Origin of the sequence: Rhizobium hidalgonense, assembly GCF_002914525.1 — a bacterium.
GTDB classification, from domain to species: domain Bacteria; phylum Pseudomonadota; class Alphaproteobacteria; order Rhizobiales; family Rhizobiaceae; genus Rhizobium; species Rhizobium hidalgonense.
Genome location: NZ_LODW01000070.1, coordinates 105,032 through 124,131, shown reverse-complemented (window position 1 = coordinate 124,131; position 19,100 = coordinate 105,032). Strand labels below are relative to the sequence as shown.

General features: G+C 62.4%; 17 protein-coding genes. 7 read left to right on the top strand and 10 right to left on the bottom strand.

What is annotated here, in order from left to right; translation table 11 throughout:
* Window positions 1-25 precede the first annotated feature (25 nt).
* Window positions 26-514 carry a MaoC family dehydratase gene (locus ATY29_RS22865; RefSeq protein WP_003566576.1) on the top strand — a complete coding sequence of 163 codons (489 nt, stop codon included), beginning with the start codon at window positions 26-28 and terminating at the stop codon, window positions 512-514.
* An 18-nt stretch (window positions 515-532) separates the two neighbouring features.
* Here ATY29_RS22865 and ATY29_RS22860 read toward each other — a convergent pair whose 3' ends face one another.
* The 5 genes from ATY29_RS22860 to ATY29_RS22840 all read right to left on the bottom strand — a co-directional run bounded on the left by ATY29_RS22860 (window position 533) and on the right by ATY29_RS22840 (window position 6,178).
* On the bottom strand, window positions 533-931 hold the full coding sequence (locus ATY29_RS22860) for a VOC family protein (protein ID WP_003566578.1): 399 nt from the start codon (window positions 929-931) through the stop codon (window positions 533-535).
* 47 nt (window positions 932-978) lie between these two features.
* Window positions 979-1,527 carry a sarcosine oxidase subunit gamma family protein gene (soxG, locus tag ATY29_RS22855; RefSeq protein WP_003566580.1) on the bottom strand — a complete coding sequence of 183 codons (549 nt, stop codon included), beginning with the start codon at window positions 1,525-1,527 and terminating at the stop codon, window positions 979-981.
* Window positions 1,520-4,513, bottom strand: coding sequence for a sarcosine oxidase subunit alpha (locus ATY29_RS22850; protein WP_003566582.1), 2,994 nt, complete (start codon window positions 4,511-4,513; stop codon window positions 1,520-1,522). The genes soxG and ATY29_RS22850 overlap by 8 nt, the downstream gene beginning before the upstream one ends.
* Window positions 4,510-4,851 carry a sarcosine oxidase subunit delta gene (locus tag ATY29_RS22845; protein ID WP_097533134.1) on the bottom strand — a complete coding sequence of 114 codons (342 nt, stop codon included), beginning with the start codon at window positions 4,849-4,851 and terminating at the stop codon, window positions 4,510-4,512. Before ATY29_RS22845 ends, ATY29_RS22850 begins: the two co-directional genes overlap by 4 nt.
* Before the next feature lie 73 nt (window positions 4,852-4,924).
* Entirely contained in the window at window positions 4,925-6,178 is a 1,254-nt protein-coding gene (locus ATY29_RS22840) for a sarcosine oxidase subunit beta family protein (RefSeq protein ID WP_003566586.1), read from the bottom strand.
* A 295-nt stretch (window positions 6,179-6,473) separates the two neighbouring features.
* Between ATY29_RS22840 and ATY29_RS22835 the strand changes: the two genes are divergently transcribed.
* On the top strand, window positions 6,474-7,484 hold the full coding sequence (locus tag ATY29_RS22835) for a FecR family protein (RefSeq protein WP_097533133.1): 1,011 nt from the start codon (window positions 6,474-6,476) through the stop codon (window positions 7,482-7,484).
* A gap of 6 nt (window positions 7,485-7,490) precedes the next feature.
* Here ATY29_RS22835 and ATY29_RS22830 read toward each other — a convergent pair whose 3' ends face one another.
* Entirely contained in the window at window positions 7,491-9,662 is a 2,172-nt protein-coding gene (locus ATY29_RS22830; protein WP_003566589.1) for a CHASE2 domain-containing protein, read from the bottom strand.
* Window positions 9,663-9,869: 207 nt separating this feature from the next.
* Between ATY29_RS22830 and ATY29_RS22825 the strand changes: the two genes are divergently transcribed.
* The 5 genes from ATY29_RS22825 (at window position 9,870) to ATY29_RS22805 (ending at window position 15,435) form a co-directional block, all read left to right on the top strand.
* On the top strand, window positions 9,870-11,489 hold the full coding sequence (locus ATY29_RS22825) for an adenylate/guanylate cyclase domain-containing protein (protein WP_038574016.1): 1,620 nt from the start codon (window positions 9,870-9,872) through the stop codon (window positions 11,487-11,489).
* Window positions 11,490-11,663: 174 nt separating this feature from the next.
* A complete protein-coding gene (gene rpsU / locus ATY29_RS22820; RefSeq protein WP_003542939.1) occupies window positions 11,664-11,879 on the top strand; it encodes a 30S ribosomal protein S21 in 216 nt (71 codons plus the stop codon).
* A 135-nt stretch (window positions 11,880-12,014) separates the two neighbouring features.
* Window positions 12,015-12,884, top strand: a complete 870-nt coding sequence (locus ATY29_RS22815) for a tetratricopeptide repeat protein (RefSeq protein WP_003566592.1) — start codon at window positions 12,015-12,017, stop codon at window positions 12,882-12,884.
* Between the two features lie 235 nt (window positions 12,885-13,119).
* Window positions 13,120-14,772, top strand: a complete 1,653-nt coding sequence (locus tag ATY29_RS22810) for a sensor histidine kinase (RefSeq protein ID WP_025417063.1) — start codon at window positions 13,120-13,122, stop codon at window positions 14,770-14,772.
* A 183-nt stretch (window positions 14,773-14,955) separates the two neighbouring features.
* Window positions 14,956-15,435, top strand: a complete 480-nt coding sequence (locus ATY29_RS22805; protein ID WP_003566594.1) for a DUF992 domain-containing protein — start codon at window positions 14,956-14,958, stop codon at window positions 15,433-15,435.
* A 60-nt stretch (window positions 15,436-15,495) separates the two neighbouring features.
* Here ATY29_RS22805 and ATY29_RS22800 read toward each other — a convergent pair whose 3' ends face one another.
* The 4 genes from ATY29_RS22800 to ATY29_RS22785 form a co-directional block, all read right to left on the bottom strand.
* Window positions 15,496-16,890: an NAD(P)(+) transhydrogenase (Re/Si-specific) subunit beta gene (locus ATY29_RS22800; protein WP_097533132.1), complete on the bottom strand. Its 1,395-nt coding sequence runs from the start codon at window positions 16,888-16,890 to the stop codon at window positions 15,496-15,498.
* Between the two features lie 7 nt (window positions 16,891-16,897).
* Window positions 16,898-17,296 (bottom strand): proton-translocating transhydrogenase family protein, encoded by a 399-nt coding sequence (locus tag ATY29_RS22795; RefSeq protein WP_003582338.1) that lies wholly within the window; start codon window positions 17,294-17,296, stop codon window positions 16,898-16,900.
* Window positions 17,296-18,444 (bottom strand): Re/Si-specific NAD(P)(+) transhydrogenase subunit alpha, encoded by a 1,149-nt coding sequence (locus ATY29_RS22790; RefSeq protein ID WP_003566597.1) that lies wholly within the window; start codon window positions 18,442-18,444, stop codon window positions 17,296-17,298. Before ATY29_RS22790 ends, ATY29_RS22795 begins: the two co-directional genes overlap by 1 nt.
* Window positions 18,445-18,646: 202 nt before the next feature.
* Window positions 18,647-18,871, bottom strand: a complete 225-nt coding sequence (locus tag ATY29_RS22785) for an aa3-type cytochrome c oxidase subunit IV (protein ID WP_003566599.1) — start codon at window positions 18,869-18,871, stop codon at window positions 18,647-18,649.
* Window positions 18,872-19,100 lie beyond the last annotated feature (229 nt).

The following is a 19,100-nucleotide window of genomic DNA, read 5'->3' as shown; positions in this document are numbered from 1 at the left end:
CGGCGGCCTATTTCACGAGGAATTCATGGTCACGGAAATTTCACTCTCCGACGTGCGGGGACTGATCGGCATGGAAACAGGCCTTTCGGACTGGATCACCGTCGACCAGACGATGATCGACGCTTTTGCAGGGGCGACCGACGACCATCAGTTCATTCATGTCGATCCCGAGCGCGCGGCGGCCGAGAGCCCCTTCGGCGGCACCATCGCCCATGGCTTCCTGACGCTGTCTCTGCTGACGAGGATGAACTACAACTGCTTGCCGAAAGTGCGCGAGCAGACCATGGGCATCAATTACGGTTTCGATCGCGTCCGCTTCATGACGCCGGTGAAAAGCGGCGCCCGCGTCCGCGGCCGTTTCCTGCTCTCCGACGCCCGCTTCCGCGGCGGCGGCATGCTGATGACCACCTATGACGTCTCGATCGAGATCGAAAACGAGAAGAAGCCGGCCCTGACGGCAAGATGGATCACCATCATTCAATTCGACCCGAAGGATCGTCCCGAGGACGTTTAAGCAGAACGGCGCTTTTGTTCAGATAGCCGAATTGATGACGGCTTCGAGTGCGTGTCCGTCCGGATCCATCACGAACGCCGCATAATAATGTTCGCCGTAGTGAGGGCGTAAGCCTGGACCACCATTGTCACCGCCACCATGAGCGATTGCTGCTGCGTGAAATCGATCGACCGCCTGGCGGCTAGGAGCGGCAAAGGCCAGATGAAATCCCGGACCCGGCGGGCGCTGGCCATCCGGGCGATGTTTGATCGCCAGCTTGTCACCGCCACCGGGAAGGCCGTAGCCGATCGCCTGTCCCGTCTGCCCCGGCCTGATGTCATCCCACACCCTGACATAACCGAGCGCGGCAAGGGCGGCATCGTAAAATGCCGCCGACCGCTCGATATCGGAAACGCCGAGGGAAGCATGGTGCAGCATTTATCTATCCCTGAACAACCGTCTACGCAGCCAGCATTGGCCCGGCCTCAGTGCCCAGCGTCATGAGCCGCCTCGTTCAGCAGCCCGAAGACGAAATCGGAAAACGACCGCCAGCACTCCACCCGGAACGTGTCTTCGTCAGTGCGCAAAAGCACGATTTCTGCCTTGCCGAGGATCGTGCGCGACGCGGCTCCGACCGGAAACGAAGACAAGGACAGATCCTGCGGGCAGCCGCCGGCAAGCGTCTTTTCCGCGCCCGGTCCGGAGACGATGATCGCGAGATTGCGGTGAGAAACGTCGGTCGCCGAATGCACGGCACCCGCGCCAGAAAGCACCGTCATCAGATCGGCACCGTCCTCGTCGATAACAAGCCATTCGTCCGGCCCGATCCAGAGCACCGATCGCGCACCAGATCGGCTCGATGTCTTCGGGGCCGTCGGCACGGACAAGCCAAGAGCAGCGGAAAGCGCAGCCAGCGATGCCGCCGGCGCGCGCAGCGCCACCCTGCTTGCGACCGGTGCGATCGTCAGGCGTACCGTTGCGGAGCCACCGAAACGGCCGGCAAGCACCGGCTTGCGAATTGCGACATCAGCCATGGATGCGGCCCCCTTCCTTGTCAAAGAATACCAGATCCGTCACTTCGACGGCGATCGTCCGGTCCGCCATCGGCACATAGAGCGTCTCGCCCATCCGCGCCCGGCCGCCGGCGATAAGCGCGAAGGCGATCGATCGGCCGCAATTTTCCGACCAGTAGGCCGATGTGACGTGACCGAGCATGGTCATCGGCTTCGGCTCGTTCGGGTTCGCAACCACCTGCGCGCCTTCTTCGAGCACCAGCTTCGGATCCTGGGTGACGAGGCCGACGAGCTGCTTGCGCCCTTCTTTGACCAGGTCCGGGCGCTGCAGACCGCGAATCCCGACGAAGTCCTTCTTTTTCTTCGAAACCGCCCAGGCAACTCCCGCGTCATCGGGAGTGACGGTCCCGTCGGTATCCTGGCCGACGATGATGTAACCCTTCTCGGCGCGGAGCACGTGCATCGTCTCGGTGCCGTAGACGCAGGCGCCGAGTGGCTCGGCATTGGCCCAGACCGCTTCGAGCACCGACTGGCCGTAATCGGCCGGCACGTTGATTTCAAAGCCGGTTTCGCCGGTGAAGGAGACGCGGAAGAGTCGCGCCGGCACGCCGCAGACCGTACACTCGGCAACGCTCATATGCGGGAAGGCCTCGTTCGACAGATCGAGCCCTTCGACCAGCGGCGCGACGATGTCGCGCGCCTTCGGCCCTTGCACGGCAATCACCGCCCATTGCTCGGTCACCGAGGTCAACCATACCTTCAGATCCGGGAATTCCGTCTGCAGGTAATCTTCCATGTGATGGAGAACGCGCGGCGCGCCGCCGGTCGTCGTCGTCACATGGAAACGGTCGTCCGCCAGGCGCCCGACGACGCCGTCGTCATAAACGAAGCCGTCCTCGCGGGTCATGATGCCGTAACGGGCCTTGCCCGGCTTCAGCGTGTCCCAGGCATTGGTGTAGATAAGGTTGAGGAACTTTGCCGCATCCGGTCCCACCACCTCGATCTTGCCGAGCGTCGAAGCGTCGAAGATGCCCGCCGCCTCGCGTGCGGTCCGGCATTCGCGGGCAACCGCCTGATGCATGGTCTCGCCCGCGCGCGGATAGAACCAGGCACGTTTCCAGTTGCCCACATCCTCGAAGACCGCGCCATGGGCCTCTTCCCAGGCGTGCAGCGGCGTCTTGCGCGTCGGATCGAACAGCTCTCCGCGCGAATGGCCGACCAGCGTGCCGTAAGTGACAGGCGTATAGGGTGCACGGAACGTGGTGAGCCCGACCTGCGGTATTTCCTTGCCGAGCATTTCGGCGGCGATCGCCAGCCCGTGCATGTTGGAAAGCTTGCCCTGGTCCGATGCCATGCCGTTGGTCGTGAAGCGCTTGATGTGCTCGATCGAATGCATGCCCTCGCGCACGGCAAGGCGGATATCCTTGGCGCAGACGTCGTGCTGGAAATCGATGAAGGCCTTGGCGTTGGTCTTCGGGCCCGCACCTTCGGCGGCGCCGATCATGCCACCCGTCCACTCATAGGCCTGCTCCGCCGAGAGCGCGATTTTCTCGCCGCCGCTTTTGCCGGCGGCCTGCGCCATCAGCTCACCCGCAGCAAGCGATTCCTCGATCGTCCGCTGCAGATCGTCGGTGCCGTTGCAGGCGCCGACAGAGAGGCAGTCCTGTGCATAGTTGCCGGGCAGGAAACGCTGGCTTTCGGCATCGAAGGCCACTTTGCCGCGCGACTGTGAGAAGAGATGCACGGACGGCGTCCAGCCGGCCGAAACCAGCAGCGCATCAACCGCAATCTTGCGCGGCGAACCGCCGCCATTGCGCGCCACCGTCATCGACGAGATGCGCAGACGCCCGGCCGTATTGACGACCGACTGGCCTGTGAGGACATCGATGCCGAGCGCCCGCGCCTCTTCCAGCACCGCCGCTCCCGGCGCCTGCCTGCAATCGACGATGGCGGCGATCGAAACACCGGCTCGTTTCAGATCGAAAGCCGCCTCATAGGCCGAATCATGCGCCGTGTAGACGCCAACCTTGGTCCCGACCGCGACGCCGTAATGATTGAGATACATCCGCCCTGCCGAGGCGAGCATGATGCCCGGCCGGTCGTTGTTCGGAAATACCATGTGGCGTTCGATCGCGCCATTGGCGAGGATCACCCGCTTGGCCCGCACCTGCCACAGCCGCTCGCGCGGCAGATCGTGGGAAGGCTTGGCGATATGGTCGGTGACGCGCTCGGCGAGACCGACGAAATTGTGGTTGTAGTAACCGAACGCTGTCGTGCGCACCAGCACCTCGACATTGTCCATCGCCTTCAGCCGCGCCACGGCTTTCTGTGCCCAGGCATAACCGTCCTGACCGTCGATCTTCACGCCGGCATCGTAGCGCAATGCGCCGCCGACTTCCGCCTGCTCATCGCAGAGGATCACCTTCGCGCCGGTCTGGGCCGCGGCCAGCGCCGCCGAAAGCCCGGCAACACCGGCGCCGACCACCAGCACGTCGCAATGGGCGTAGCGGCTGGCATAATGGTCGGGATCCTCCTCCGTCGGCGCAACGCCGAGACCGGCAGCGCGACGGATGATCGGTTCGTAGACGCTTTTCCAGGCGGCGCGCGGCCACATGAAGGTCTTGTAGTAGAAACCGGCGGCGAAGAACGGCGACAACAGATTGTTGACCGCGCCGACATCGAAGGCAAGCGACGGCCAACGGTTCTGCGAGTTGACGATCATGCCATCGAAGACTTCCTGCACCGTGGCGCGCACATTCGGCTGCTTGCGCGCCGTATCGCGGGCGACGTCGATCAGCGCATTCGGCTCCTCGGCCCCTGCCGACAAAATGCCGCGGGCTCGGTGGTATTTGAACGAACGGCCGACCAGATGCACGCCGTGGGCGATCAGCGCCGAGGCCACGGTATCGCCTTCGCGGGCCGTATAGCTCTTGCCGTCGAAGCTGAAGCGCGCGGTTTTGGCCGGCGTCAGGCGCCCCTTGCCGACGATACGGTTCACGCCGCTCATTGCGCCTCTCCTTCCACAGCTTCATATGTCTCGACAGGCCCATGCTGCTGGGCCGCCGCACCGATCTGAGGCCTCGGCTCACCCGCCTTGTAGGTCACGATGAACTTGTCGGTCACCGTATCGCGCGCCGCGTTGAAGAAGCGCCCGCAGCCGTGAATATGCCGCCAGCGCTCGAAGATCAGGCCCTTCGGATTGTCGCGCAGAAAGAAATAGGCCTCGAATTCCTCGTCCGAGATCGAGGCGATGTCGGCGGACCGCACGATATGCGCGTCACCCGCGCCACGGAATTCAAGCTCGGAGCGCTCTTCCTGGCAGTAGGGGCAATGGATCAGCAGCATGTGGAATTTCCTTGGGGAAAAGGGGAGACCAGCGGTGCGGCGCCCCACAAAATCTCGGTCACAGCATTCATCATCAGTGCGCCACCGCCGCAGCCGCCGCCTCGTCGATCAATCGGCCGCTGCGGAAACGCTCCAGCGTCAGCCCGGCATTGAACTTGTGCGGCTCGTCGCGGGCAATCAGATGCGCGAAGAGATTGGCCGAGCCCGGCGTCGCCTTGAAACCGCCGGTGCCCCAGCCGCAATTGACGTAGAGCCCGGGAACCGGCGTCTTCGACTGGATCGCCGAACGATCCGGCGTATTGTCGACGATGCCACCCCATTGCCGCATCATCTTGACGCGCCGGAACATCGGGAAGAGTTCGCAGATGGCGTCGAGCGTGTGCGTGATGATCTGCAGCCCGCCGGTCTGGGAGTAGGAATTATACTGGTCCGTGCCGGCGCCGATGACGAGTTCTCCCTTGTCGGACTGGGAGATATAGGCATGCACCGTGTTCGACATGACCACGCACGGGAAGATCGGCTTCAGCGGTTCGGAGACCAGCGCCTGCAGCGGACTCGATTGCAGCGGCACGCGCACATCGGCCATCTTCATGATCGTCGTCGTATGGCCGGCGGCCGACACGGCGACCTTTTTTGCGCCGATGAAGCCACGCGACGTCTCGACTCCGGTCACCCGTCCGTCGGGACCGCGGCGGATACCGGTCACTTCGCAATTCTGGATAATATGCACACCGCGGTCCGAGGCTGCGCGCGCATAACCCCAGGCAACCGCATCGTGCCGGGCCGTGCCGCCGCGACGCTGCAGCGCCGCACCGTTGATCGGGTAGCGGGCGCTGGCCGAGATGTCGAGTGGCGGGCAATAAGCCTTGGCCTGCTCCGGCGTCAGCCATTCATTGTCGATGCCGTAGAGCCGGTTGGCATGGATATGCCGCTTGAACGACTGCTGGTCGTGAATATTGTGCGAGAGCATCATCACGCCGCGCGGCGAATACATCACATTGTAGTTGAGCTCCTGCGAAAGCCCTTCCCAGAGCTTCATCGAATGCTCGTAAATGTGCATGCTCTCTTCATAGAGATAATTCGAGCGGATGATGGTGGTGTTGCGGCCGGTATTGCCGCCGCCGAGCCAGCCTTTCTCGATCACCGCGACATTGGTGATGCCGTGCTCCTTGGCGAGATAGTAGGCAGCACCCAGCCCATGACCGCCGGCGCCGACGATGACAACGTCGTATTCAGCGCGCGGCTCAGGCGAAGTCCACTGCTTCTCCCAGCCCTTATGGCCACGAAGGGCCTCCCTCGCCACGGCAAAAACCGAATATTTCCGCATCCGCCTTCTTCTCCTTTGGGAAAGAGCTGTTCTCCGCGCCCATACAAATCGCAAATCCAAATGCGGCACAACGGCTCTTTTGCGACAGCCTAGCGCTTTGCTTTTGACACTAAGCGACATGATGCCAAAAAGCGGTCGGTTTTCGGGTGACATCCTGCGCTGGTTTCGAAGGCTGTTCGGCAGGAGGAGGCAAGCCCTTTCCTGGGCCGCCGGTCCGCTGCTAGCCCAACTGGGCGAGAAGACAAGCAGTTACTAAAATGTTAATTCACCGGCATGTTCCCGGGGTTCCTGTATCATGTGGGGTCGGCGTTCATTACTCCAGGCACTTTGCCTTGTGATCGCCGGCGCGCAACCGGCACTTACCGCAGAGGCGGTCGGCCAGGCTGTCGTCATTAAGACGGAGGTGACGGGGCAGAGCGGCCCGATCGAAGTCGACACCAGCGTTCATCGCAACCAGCGCATCAAGACATCCCCATCGGGCCTTGGCCAGTTCCTGTTCCGTGACGGCACGAAGCTCGCGGTGGGCTGGGGCTCGTCGGTGGTGATCGACAAATATGTCTTCGATGATTCTCAATCGGTCAAAAAACTCACCATCAGGGCGGCGAAGGGTACGTTCCGCTGGGTGAGCGGCAGTTCCAACTCCTCCGCCTACCAGATCCTGACGCCCGCCGGCACGATCGGCGTGCGCGGCACCGCTTTCGATTTTTACGTCGGCCCTGATGGCACCACCGCCGTCGTCCTGTTGAATGGCGCGGCCCGGTTTTGTGGCCCGGGCGGCTGCCGGCAATTGCAGCAGCGCTGCGACTGCGTGGTGGCGAAGCCGAACGGCAATATGTCGGCCGCACGCCGGGTCGATCCCAGCATTCTCGACACGCTCGGAAATCCCCGCGCCCTTCCCTTCCTCTCCGGCAATCAGCGGCTTGCGGGCGGCATCGGCATGCTCGGCGGCTGCAATATGGCCTCCGTTGCGCCGGAAAGAAAAGACCGAACACGGCCTCCGCCGGCAGTTGCGCCTGCCCCGCAAAGGCAGGATCCGCCACAGAGACAGGCCGAGCCGCAAAAGGAGCGGCCGAACAAGCCCGACAAGCCGCACCATGACAAACCACACCATGACAGGCCGCATCATGACGAACCGGATAGGCCTGACAAGCACGAGGGCCATGGCCGGCATGACGATGACGGCAAGCCGGGAAATCACGGCGAGGATCATCGTGACCACGACCGCGACCATTCTGGACATCGCGATCATGGTCATGACAACGATCGGAACCACGACAGAGGCCGGAATTTCAATCGCGGCCGCTGAAGCCCGTCAGTCTACGGCGCTCTTTTCGACCCTTTCGGGCACTTCGCGGAAATGATCGGTTCTGCCGGATAGGCGCTTGTAGAATTCCGCCAGGCCGCCGGTCACCTGCACCGCCCTCAGTTTGGCCGTACCCATAAGCTTCCGGCTGTTCCTGGAATGCGATTGCAGGGCCTGCATCAACTGCCTGTGAACGACCTCGAGCGCGGCGAATTCCTGGGATGCCGCGACGCGCTCATCGCCGACGACCGCAAGGATCTGGGTCCGGCTGCTCTTCCCCTTGAGCGGGAGCGCGCCGGCTTCGATCAGCGCCATTCCCCGCACTGAGCGTGCCGTGCTGTCGGAGATGAGGATATCGAAGCCGACCTCCTTGCAGGACGATTCGATGCGGGCCGCGACGTTGACGGCGTCTCCGACGGCCGAATAGTTGAAGCGGGTCTTGGCGCCCATGTTGCCGACGCAGGCAAGGCCGGTATGGACGCCGATGCCGATCCCGACCTCCTGATCGGCCCCGAAACCGAAGGCGTCGCCGGCGTTCAGTTCGGCGAGTGTCTCGCGCATGGCAAGCGCTGTGCGAACCGCCTTTGTTTGATGATCCGCCACATCGACGGGCGCATTCCAGAACGCCATGATCGAATCGCCGATGAACTTGTCGAGCGTGCCTTCATTGGCCACGACATGGCGGCTCAGCGCATCGAGCAGCGTATTCAGGAAGGCCACCACATCCGTCGGTGCCAGCCGCTCGCTTATCTCGGTGAAGTTCCTGACATCGACGAACATGACCGTCAGCTCGCGGTCGTCTCCGCCAAGACGCAATGCATCGCGGTTATGCTCGATGCGGTGGAGCAGCGATGGAGAAAGATAATGCCCGAAGGCGCGCCGCACTTCGCGCCGCTCTCGGTCGATCACCAGGATCTTGAACGAGGTCGCGGCAAAATGGATGATCGATCCGCTGACGATCGGCGCCAGCGGATCGAGAAGAAGCCCGGCATAAAGAAACGACAGCCAGGAGGCTACGAGCGCCATGGCCGTGATCAGCAAGCCGCAGATCAGCGCGACAGCGGGGCTGACGAAGGTCGTCACCACGACGAGCAGGCATCCGAGCACAGCGATGACAAGGATTTCCAGCCCGTCCGCCCAGTCGGGCCGCGATAGGAAATGACCGGATAGGATCTGCTCGATCGCCTGGGCATGCAGCGAAACGCCGGGAACATTCTCGCCGAGCGCCGTGACGCGGATGTCCTGCAGGCCGGCCGCCGAGGTGCCGACGAAGACGATGCTGCCGTCAATGGCAGCCGCGACCGCGGGAGAAGCCCCTTCGGCCGCAAGCACCTGCCGGGCGGATATGTACCGCTCCGCCCGGTCGGGGCTGACATAGAGCCAGAGTTCGCCCGCCGCTGTCAGCGGCACGACGAATTCGCCGATCTTCACCGATGTCATGATGCCGGCGCGATCGGGCGCGCCCGACAGCACATAGGTCGAAGCCCCCTGCGCGACGCGCAGCGCCTCGATGGCCAGATTTGGATAGAGCTGCTCGCCGTCCGTCAAAAACAGCGGAACCGCCCGCACCACCGGCGAGGGATTGCCGGGGTTGAGGCTGATATGGCCGAGCCCGGCCGCATTCGCCTCCAATTGCGGCCTGAGCGGTGTCGAGGCGCCGAGATAAGGAGGAGCCGAGACGGGGCTTTCGCCCGTGAAGGCGAAACCCGCCTTCACGGGCGGCCGGTAATTGCCCACGTTGGAAAGGCCGAAACCGAGCACGACGGGCTTCTCGGCAATCGCGCCGGCGAATATCTCGTCATTGTCAGGCAGCTTCTCGGCAAGCGAAGGATCGACGCCTGCGACCTCGGCGACAACATTGCGCGGCGACAGCCGGTCGGGCTCGGCGAAAAGAATATCGAAGGCAATGGCCGAAGCGCCCATCGCGGAAAGCCGGTCCACCAGCAGCGCCAGCCGGTCCCGCGGCCAGGGCCATTGGCCGAATTCGCGTAAGGAAGCTTCGTCGATGTCGATTACGCGGACCGGCATCGGCTCGAACGACCTTGGAACCAACCGCTGATATTCATCGAAGGTCACGCCGCGGATCAGCTTGAAAATCCCGGGATCGCCGGCCCGAAGGACCGTGAGCAGAGCCACGATCGCCAGGCCGATAACGACACCGATTTGCTGGACGCGCGTCATGATCTCACCGGGTGTCCCCTCCACGGCCGGCAGAACGGCCCGCACCTGTCGGCAAGCTACGCCGCTTTCGGTCCAAACGCCATTCGCACATGCCGTGCAGGTCCTCTCTTTCAAAGGCCCGCGCCATTGGCCGGCTTTTGCCTGGACGACAGGCCTTCGATCTTGCCGGGCAGCCGGCGAAATGTTCTTGTAGCGATCGAAAATCGAATGCCTTCCAGAGAAGAACGAGGGGTCGCCGTGATTTCCGAAACCGCCGCGCGCCGGAGCAGCTACTGGCTGATTGCCATGGTGCTGGCAATGCTCGCGGGACTGCCGCTGGCCGTCTGGCTTGATATCAGCGATCTCTCGGGAAATACCCTGCGGCGTCAGGCCCGCGACATGAGTTCGCTGATCTCGAGCATCCGCTCCTATTATTCCGCCAATGTCGTAGGCCGTGTTCTGGCCGCCCACGCCATCGGTGAGGCCGATGGCACGGTCGTCTCTCACAACTATGCCAATATACCGGGCGCCATCCCGCTGCCGGCCACACTTTCCCTGGAACTCGGCGATGTCATCAAGGAACAGCAGGCTAATATCACCTACCGTTTCGTCTCCGACCTACCGTTCAAAAGCCGCGCATCCCACGACCTCGACGATTTCGAGAGCAAAGCGCTTGCCGCGCTACGCGCCAATCCGCAACAGACGCTGAACGATCTCAATCGTATCGGATTGACCGATACGTTGCGCTTCATCACCCCCGTCGTCATGGGCCAGGCCTGCGTTGCCTGCCACAATACCCACCCCGAAAGCCCGAAGACCGATTGGAAGGTGGGCGACGTGCGCGGCATCCAGGAAGTCATCATCCGCCAGCCTTATGCGAGCAACGTTTTCGCCTTCAAATACCTGCTCTGCTATTTTCTGTTCGTTGCCGTCATCGGCATCAGCTTCATTATCCTCCAGCGGCAACAGGCGCGTGCGATCCGCAGCGCCAACCAGGATCTGGAAGCGGCAAACGAGTTCCTCGCCAGCGTTTCCCTGAAGATTTCTCGCTATCTCTCGCCACAGATCTACAAAAGCATCTTCTCCGGGCAGAAGGACGTCATCGTCCATACCGAGCGCAAACGCCTGACGATCTTCTTCTCCGACATCAAGGATTTCACCGCGACCACCGAGCGCCTGCAGCCGGAAGCGCTGACGGCGATGCTCAACGAATATCTGACCGAGATGTCGAACATCGCGCTCGAACATGGCGGCACGGTGGACAAGTTCATCGGCGACGCGATGCTGGTGTTTTTCGGCGACCCGGAAACCAAAGGTCCGGAGGAAGACGCAAAAGCCTGTCTGCGCATGGCCGTCGACATGCAGCGCCGCCTCGGCGAACTCAAGGACAGATGGCGCAGAAACGGCACCGAGGAGCCTTTCGTCGTCCGCATGGGGATCAATAGCGGTTATTGCAACGTCGGCAATTTCGGCAGCAGCGACCGCATGGACTACACGATCATCGGGGCGGAGGCCAATCTCGCAGCCCGGCTGCAATCGATAGCCCAGGGTGGAGAAATCGTCATTAGCTACGAAACCTATGCGCTGGTGAACGAGATCGTCGATGCCCACCCGCTGCCGCCGATCACGATGAAGGGCATACAGCGCGAGATCGTGCCCTATGCAGTGGATGGCCTAACACTCGGTGCGGATCATAAGAGCAAAGTGCTCAGCGAGCACCTCGCGGGCCTCGACCTGCATCTGGACATGGGCCGGCTGGAGCCGGCCGATCGCCTCCGGGTCAGGACGGCTCTCAGGGAGGCGATTGCCGCGCTGGACGAAACCGCGCCCGAGGCAGGCAGATCGTGACCGGATAGGGGCAAGCGTGATTTTTCCGCCCGCTTCCATATGCATCTGGACTTCTTATACCCGATCTGCTATCCCGCATCACCAATCGCAAGGCTGCGGCCGCGCGAACGTTATATTTTTGCCCCTGGCGCTGCGCCGCCGCCGGCATCAACCAACCAAAGGAACGTGATTCTCGTGCAGGTACTTGTCCGCGATAACAATGTCGATCAGGCTCTCCGCGCTCTCAAGAAGAAGATGCAGCGCGAAGGCATTTTCCGCGAAATGAAGATGCGCGACTACTACGAGAAGCCGTCGCAGAAGCGTGCTCGCGAAAAGGCAGAAGCTGTTCGCCGCGTTCGCAAGCTGGCCCGCAAGCGCGCCCAGCGCGAAGGTCTGGTCGCAGCACGCTGAGCGTTGCTGTCGTTTTTTTGACGTTTTCGGATGCATTGTGGCGGGGGCGATAGGTTCGCCACCGCCTTTTTTAGTTTGCCGCTGAAGATCGCATATCCCGGTATCGGATATGCCGCATGGGGAAAGCGAGCCCGAATGGCTGTCAACACCTTCAATCCGTCCCGCGCCTGGCGCCTGCAGAAAACCGCATTCCTGCCCGCTTTGGCGCTGGCGGCAATGTTTGGCCTCGCCGGCTGTGAGACGACAAACACCACAGATGCCGTGATCCGCATCGATAAGGCGCAGGGTTCGGAAGAGAATATCGCCTCGCTGACGGCAGTCATCAACGCCAATCCCAAGGATCCCGAAGGCTACAACGTCCGCGGTTCCGCCTATGGCCGCGGTGGCCAGTTCCGCCAGGCGCTGAACGATTTCAACACCGCATTGCAGATCAATCCGCGGTTTTTCCAGGCTTATGCCAACCGCGCCCTGGTCTATCGCAACATGGGCCAGCAGGCCCAGGCGATCAGCGACTACAATGCCGCGCTGCAGATCAACCCGAGTTACGACGTCGCCTATATCGGCCGCGGTAACGTCTATCGCATGGCCGGCCAGGACGACCAGGCGTTCAACGATTTCGACAAGGCGATCCAGCTCGGCACCACGGACGGCCGCGCCTATCACAATCGTGGCCTGATCTATCAGAAGCGCAATCAGCAGGACAAGGCGATCGACGATTTCTCGAAGGCGATCTCGCTCGCGCCGAATTCGCCCGAGCCCTATAATGGCCGCGGCATTTCCTATATCGCGCTGAACGACAACGACAACGCCTTTGCCGATTTCAACCATGCAATCGAACTCAATGGCAACATCGCCGAATCCTGGGCCAACCAGGCGCTGGTTTATGAGCGGCGCGGCGACAAGGCGAAGGCTGCCCGCTCCTATCGCCACGCCGTCGGCCTCGATCCCAAATACCAGCCGGCTCGCGACGGCCTTGCCCGCGTCGGCGTCGCCCCAGCCGGCTAAGGACATCAGTCGGGCGGCCGATATCTCGGCCGCCACATGGTCCGCCGTCCTCGATGACACATTATAGTATGTTGCAACCTCGTCTTGCTCCCCCTAACATGTCGCTGCTTCGATAGCTTGCTATCGGGCGTTCGAAACAGTTTGAGGGCGGCTTGCGAGAGATGCGGATCTTTGCTTTCCTGACCGCACGCAAAAGCCCTTGCCGGCAGCCAGTGCATGAGACGTGGCGAAACAGATGAAGATCGTCGCGCTGTTCTTTCCCAAGGCCTCGATCGGCACCTATCTCGTCGCCATGGCGGTGGCGATCGCCCTGCCGATCTTCGCCTTTGTAACGCTGCTTCTGCTGCAACTTGAGGACAACCAACGTTCGACGCTGAGGCGAGAGACGGCCCAGGATGCGCTTGCGCTTTCGCGCATCATCGACCGCCAGCTTCAGGATATGGCAACGACGCTGCGGCTGCTTTCGAGCTCACCGGAGCTCGAAAATGGTAATCTCGCCGCCTTCCACGAGCGCACGGAAACGGCCCTCCGAGACAATACGCTGTTCGTCATCGCCGTCGATCGCACCGGCCAGCAGCTGTTGAACACGCGCCGGGCTTTCGGCACGCCGCTGGGCAAGACGGCGAACATCCCCTCCCTTGAAGCCGCCATGGCCTCCGGTCGCATTGAGGCATCGGACGTCTTCCGCGGCCGGACCAGCGGCGATTGGGTCTATAACGTCACCCTGCCGCGCGCGGACGATCCCGTCGCAGCCCTCATCATCACGCAGGATGCCAAGGATCTGGGCAAGCTCGTGACGACCGAGGGTCTTGCCCCGGGCTGGTCGGCCGCCGTCATCGACCAGAGCGGTCACGTCGTCGCCGCCACCGGCCCCGCCAATCTCGAACCCGGCACGTCCTTCGACCCACGCATCCTGCCGGCGTTCACCGCGTCACGCGGCGTCTTCCAGGACGAGACGATCCTGCCGCACATGCTGCTCGGTTATGCCAGGATTCCCGGCTGGTCGTGGAAAACGGTGATCTGGGGACCGATCGCCCAGGCTTCGATTCTCAGCACCTGGCGTTTCCTCATCGTCGGCGGCGTAGCCCTGGTGCTCGTCGCTGTGCTCGGCGCCTATGCCGTTGCAAGGCAGGTGCGCACCACCATCCGCGATATCGCCGAAATGGCCAACCGCATGGGCGAAGGCCATATCGTCTCGCCGGTCGAGACCAGCGTCATCGAGGCGAACCAGGTGGCGATCGCCCTTTCGAATGCCTCCTTCGATCGCAGCCAGACCGAGGACCGGCTGCGCTTCGTCATGCACGAGCTCGTCCACCGCACCAAAAACCTTCTGACACTTGCCCAGGCCATGATGCGCCAGCTCGCCAAACAGGCCGACAGCGTCGAGACCTTCCAGGCCGCCGTCGCCGATCGCCTCGAGGGGCTGGTGCGTTCGATCGAGCTGCTGACCAGTGAGCAATGGGGAGGCGTGTCGCTGCGGCGGGTCGTCGACATCCACCTGCAGGCGTTCCCGCAATCGCGCGACCAGATCGATATCTCAGGCGAAGACTTCGTGCTGAAGCCGGATGCGGTGCAGAATCTCGGCCTTGCCCTGCATGAACTCGCCACAAACTCAGTAAAATACGGTGCGCTCTCCGTCCCGCAAGGCCGGGTCCGCTTCGAATGGCGCGGCGTCAGGGAGGAAGACAAGCCGGATGCCCTGCTCCGCTTCACCTGGGAGGAAAGCGGCGGCCCGCCTGTCGCAGAGCCGACCCGCTCGGGTTTTGGCACGACCGTTATCAAGGCCCATGCCGCCTCCGCCTTCCGCGGCACGGTTCAGGTCGATTTTCGGCCCGAAGGCCTGTTGTGGGTGCTGACGGCGCAGCGCGCCACGCTGGAACGGGACTAGAGCAATTCCAGAAAAAGTGCGAAGCGGTTTTCCCAGGCAAAGCGCGTAGCGCTTTTGCCGGGAATTGCGTAAAAACAAAAGGTTAGAGCGGTTCGGCGCTTCCGTGAAACCTGAACCGCTCTAACTCAGGAACAATCGCTATCTCTACCCGTTTCGAACAGGTCGTTTCCAAGGAGAAAGACCATGTTCAAGCACACGATCATTGCCGCGGCTCTGGCAGCCGCGGCCTGGGCAAGTCCAGCAGGCGCGGAAAATTATGTCACGCTTGGCCGCCTGGTCTGCGGATCGGATGGCGGCCAGGGTCTGATCATCACCTCGCAGAAGAACCTCATCTGCACCTATACGCCGGCATCAGGCGGCGCCAAGGCGGTCTATGCCGGTAAAATCGAGAAGTTCGGTCTCGATATCGGCCAGACCGGCAAGAGCGTGATGATCTGGCAGGTGCTGGCCAAGACCGGCACGGATGTCCCGCAATTCGCCCTTGCCGGCGAATATTACGGCATCGGCGCCGATGCGAGCCTGGGTGCCGGCGCCGGCGCCAAGGTGATTGCCGGCGGCACCAACAAGGCCTTCATGCTGCAGCCATTGAATGTCCAGGCCCAGGAAGGGCTGAACCTGGCGATCGGCGTCGAGAAGATGACCCTGGTGCCTGGCGAGATATGAAAAAAACGGACGTCCAACCTGAATCGAACAGCCGCCCGAAGGCGGCTGTATCTGCGTTCATCAATGCGAGATGGCCTTGTTGATATCCTCGGTCATCTTCTTGGCGTCGCCGAGCAGCATCATCGTGCCGTCCTTATAGAACAGCGTATTGTCGATGCCGGCATAACCCGAGCCGAGCGAGCGCTTGACGAACAGGCAGGTCTTGGCCCGGTCGACGTCGAGGATCGGCATGCCGTAGATCGGCGAGGTCTTGTCGTCGCGGGCCGCCGGATTGGTGACGTCGTTGGCACCGATGACATAGGCGACGTCGGCTTGGGCAAATTCCGAATTGATGTCCTCGAGCTCGAAAACCTCATCATAGGGAACATTGGCTTCGGCGAGCAGCACGTTCATGTGGCCGGGCATGCGGCCGGCGACCGGGTGGATCGCATATTTCACTTCGACGCCGTTCTTCTTCAGATTGTCGGCGAGTTCGCGCAGCGCATGCTGGGCCTGGGCGACCGCCATGCCGTAACCCGGCACGATGATCACCTTCGAGGCATTGGCCATCAGATAGGCCGCATCCTCGGCCGAGCCGAGCTTGACCGTCTTGTCTGAGGTGTCAGGCCCGCTGGACGCCGTCTCGCCGCCGAAACCGCCGAGGATGACGGAGACGAAGGAGCGGTTCATGCCCTTGCACATGATATAGGAGAGGATCGCGCCGGAGGAACCGACAAGCGCGCCGGTGATGATCAGCGCCAGATTGCCGAGGGTGAAGCCGATGCCGGCCGCAGCCCAGCCGGAATAGGAATTCAGCATCGAGACGACGACCGGCATGTCGGCGCCGCCGATCGGCACGATCAGCAGCACGCCGAGCACCAGCGACAGCGCCACGACAGCCCAGAAGTCGAAATGGCTTTCAGTGGCGGCAAGTCCGATGATGAAGAGCACGATCAGCACCAGCAGGGTCGCGTTGATCAGATGCCGGTAGGGTAGCATGATCGGCTTGCCGGACATGCGCCCGTCGAGTTTCAGGTAGGCAATGATCGAGCCGGTGAAGGTGAGCGCACCGATCGCCACGCCGAGCGCCATCTCGACCCGCGCTTCGGTGTGGATGTGGCCGATCTCGCCGATGCCGAAGGAGGCGGGCGTATAGAGCGCCGAGGCTGCAACCAGCACGGCGGCAAGGCCGACCAGCGAATGGAAGCCGGCAACGAGCTGCGGCATCGAGGTCATGGCAATGGTGCGGGCGACATAGGCGCCGACGCTGCCGCCGATGGCAAGGCCGAGAACGATCAGCACGAAGCCGCCGAAGTTGGGCGTCGCCAGCACCAGCGTCGTGAGGATGGCGATCCCCATGCCGACCATGCCGTAGAGATTGCCCTTGCGGCTCGTCGCCGGATGGGAAAGACCGCGAAGCGCCAGGATGAAGAGGACGCCGGAGACGAGGTAGAGGAAAGCTGCGATATTGGTCATCGATCCCTCACCTGTCCTTCTTGCGGTACATCGAAAGCATCCGCTGCGTGACCAGGAAGCCGCCGAAGATGTTCACCGAGACCAACACCAGGGCAACAAAGCCGAAGCCGGTCGCAAGCCCGCTGGTGGAGATGCCAACCGCCAGCAGCGCGCCGACGACGATGACCGAGGAGATCGCATTGGTGACCGCCATGAGCGGCGTATGCAGCGCCGGCGTTACCGACCAGACGACGTAATAACCGACGAAGATCGATAAGACGAAGATCGCCAGCTGAAAGACGAAGGGATCGATCGCCCCACCGGTGGCAGCACTTGCCGCCTCCGGGGCGTGGGCAGCTGCGGTGGCGACGGCCGTTACCGCGTCGTTCAGTTGCTGAAGCGCTCTGTCCATTGCTTCACTGGCCATCAGAGATCTCCCTTCTTCGCGCCGCCGAAGGCGGGATGCACCACGTCGCCGGCATAAGTCAGCATCGTCGCCTTGACGAGTTCGTCGTCGAGATTGACGACAACCGTCCTGGTTTCCTTGTTGACCATGGTCTCGAGGAAGGTGACGAGGTTCTTGGCGTAGAGCGCCGAAGCACTGGCCGCGACCCGGCCCGGCATATTGGCGAAACCGATCACCTTGACGCCGTCGACATCGGCGATCTCGCCGGCAACGACACCCTCGATATTGCCGCCGCGCTCGACCGCGAGATCGACGGCAACAGCGCCCGGCTTCATCGCGGCGAGCATGGCCCGCGAAACGAGCCGCGGCGCCGCGCGACCGGGGATTAGCGCCGTGGTGATGACGATATCCTGCTTGGCGATATGTTCGGCCACCAGGGCTGCCTGCTTGCCTTGATAGTCGGCGGACATTTCCTTGGCATAGCCTCCGGCTGTTTCCGCCGCCTTGAACTCCTCGTCCTCGACGGCGATGAACTTGGCGCCGAGCGAGGCGACCTGTTCCTTGGCGGCCGGACGAACGTCGGTGGCCGAGACCGCAGCACCCAGGCGCCGCGCCGTGGCGATCGCCTGCAGGCCGGCGACGCCGGCGCCCATGACGAAGACCTTGGCGGCTGGCACGGTGCCGGCCGCCGTCATCATCATCGGCATGGCGCGGTCATAAACCGCAGCCGCCTCGATGACGGCCTGATAGCCGGCGAGATTGGCCTGGGACGACAGCACGTCCATGGACTGGGCGCGGGTAATGCGCGGCATCAGTTCCATCGCGAAGGCCGACAGGCCGGCACTTGCCAGAGCCGCGATCGCCTCGTCGTTGCCGTAAGGGTCCATGATGGCGATGACGACAGCACCGCTCTTGTAACCCGATATCTCCGATGGGCTCGGGCGGCGCACCTTGAGCACCACGTCGGCGGCGGCTGCATCGGCAAAACTGCCGATCCGGGCGCCGGCGGCCTCGAACTCTCCGTCCGGAAGGCGCGACGCCGCACCGGCACCGGCTTCGACGACGACGTCGAAGCCGAAATTCTTCATTTTCTTCACGGTCTCGGCGGAGGCCGCGACACGCGTCTCCTCGCCTGCAATTTCTCTTGCAACGAAAACGATATTGCCCAACTGCCCCCTCCTCCGGGTCAGCCAGACCGCCGCAGGCTTCCCTGCGCAGGCCAAGCACCTAAAGCATGTCGCGCAAAACTGTCCGTCGGTCCTGCGATAACGATAACGAGAAAGTAAAGACCTGAAGCGCGAAGAGCGAATCTGAAAGATCGCGACGCGCCTCGGTCACAAAGCTTCGGCGAAGCCCTCCCCTTTGCCGCGATCAGCGGAACAGGAAGACGCCGACAGCGAGTAGAATGATGAAAACGAAGAGACCGCCAAGAAGGCCGGCGCCGCCGAAGAAACCGGCGGTCATCGCAAGCAGGAGGACGATGAGAAGCATCGAGCCGTATTTCGTGGCGGTGATGAACATGTCGTAGGTCTTTTCATGTTCCTTGTAGTCCATCGGCGCGCCGGTCTCGACCGGTCCGGTATGATGTTCAGCCATAAATATCGTCTCCCTGAAATGCCTCTGCGCTGCCTGATTCCCCCGGCTGGCGAGGGAAATCCCTGCTTGCAGGAATTACACAATGAGAGAGGAAAGCGCAATGCATGAGAATGCCGCAGCCTCGCGTCAAAACCACCTATCCCGAGGCGAAAAAACATGAGGGGCGCTGACTGCGGATCTGGTCATCGCCCCTCATTATTCTAACCCAGGTCCTCTCCCGGAAGAGAGG

What these genes read in the sequence shown, in the direction of transcription:
- ATY29_RS22865 (WP_003566576.1), top strand. Translation starts at nt 26, where the DNA reads ATGGTCACGGAAATTTCACTCTCCGACGTGCGGGGACTGATCGGCATG.
- ATY29_RS22860 (WP_003566578.1), bottom strand. Translation starts at nt 931, where the DNA reads ATGCTGCACCATGCTTCCCTCGGCGTTTCCGATATCGAGCGGTCGGCG.
- soxG (WP_003566580.1), bottom strand. Translation starts at nt 1,527, where the DNA reads ATGGCTGATGTCGCAATTCGCAAGCCGGTGCTTGCCGGCCGTTTCGGT.
- ATY29_RS22850 (WP_003566582.1), bottom strand. Translation starts at nt 4,513, where the DNA reads ATGAGCGGCGTGAACCGTATCGTCGGCAAGGGGCGCCTGACGCCGGCC.
- ATY29_RS22845 (WP_097533134.1), bottom strand. Translation starts at nt 4,851, where the DNA reads ATGCTGCTGATCCATTGCCCCTACTGCCAGGAAGAGCGCTCCGAGCTT.
- ATY29_RS22840 (WP_003566586.1), bottom strand. Translation starts at nt 6,178, where the DNA reads ATGCGGAAATATTCGGTTTTTGCCGTGGCGAGGGAGGCCCTTCGTGGC.
- ATY29_RS22835 (WP_097533133.1), top strand. Translation starts at nt 6,474, where the DNA reads ATGTGGGGTCGGCGTTCATTACTCCAGGCACTTTGCCTTGTGATCGCC.
- ATY29_RS22830 (WP_003566589.1), bottom strand. Translation starts at nt 9,662, where the DNA reads ATGACGCGCGTCCAGCAAATCGGTGTCGTTATCGGCCTGGCGATCGTG.
- ATY29_RS22825 (WP_038574016.1), top strand. Translation starts at nt 9,870, where the DNA reads ATGCCTTCCAGAGAAGAACGAGGGGTCGCCGTGATTTCCGAAACCGCC.
- ATY29_RS22815 (WP_003566592.1), top strand. Translation starts at nt 12,015, where the DNA reads ATGGCTGTCAACACCTTCAATCCGTCCCGCGCCTGGCGCCTGCAGAAA.
- ATY29_RS22810 (WP_025417063.1), top strand. Translation starts at nt 13,120, where the DNA reads ATGAAGATCGTCGCGCTGTTCTTTCCCAAGGCCTCGATCGGCACCTAT.
- ATY29_RS22805 (WP_003566594.1), top strand. Translation starts at nt 14,956, where the DNA reads ATGTTCAAGCACACGATCATTGCCGCGGCTCTGGCAGCCGCGGCCTGG.
- ATY29_RS22800 (WP_097533132.1), bottom strand. Translation starts at nt 16,890, where the DNA reads ATGACCAATATCGCAGCTTTCCTCTACCTCGTCTCCGGCGTCCTCTTC.
- ATY29_RS22795 (WP_003582338.1), bottom strand. Translation starts at nt 17,296, where the DNA reads ATGGCCAGTGAAGCAATGGACAGAGCGCTTCAGCAACTGAACGACGCG.
- ATY29_RS22785 (WP_003566599.1), bottom strand. Translation starts at nt 18,871, where the DNA reads ATGGCTGAACATCATACCGGACCGGTCGAGACCGGCGCGCCGATGGAC.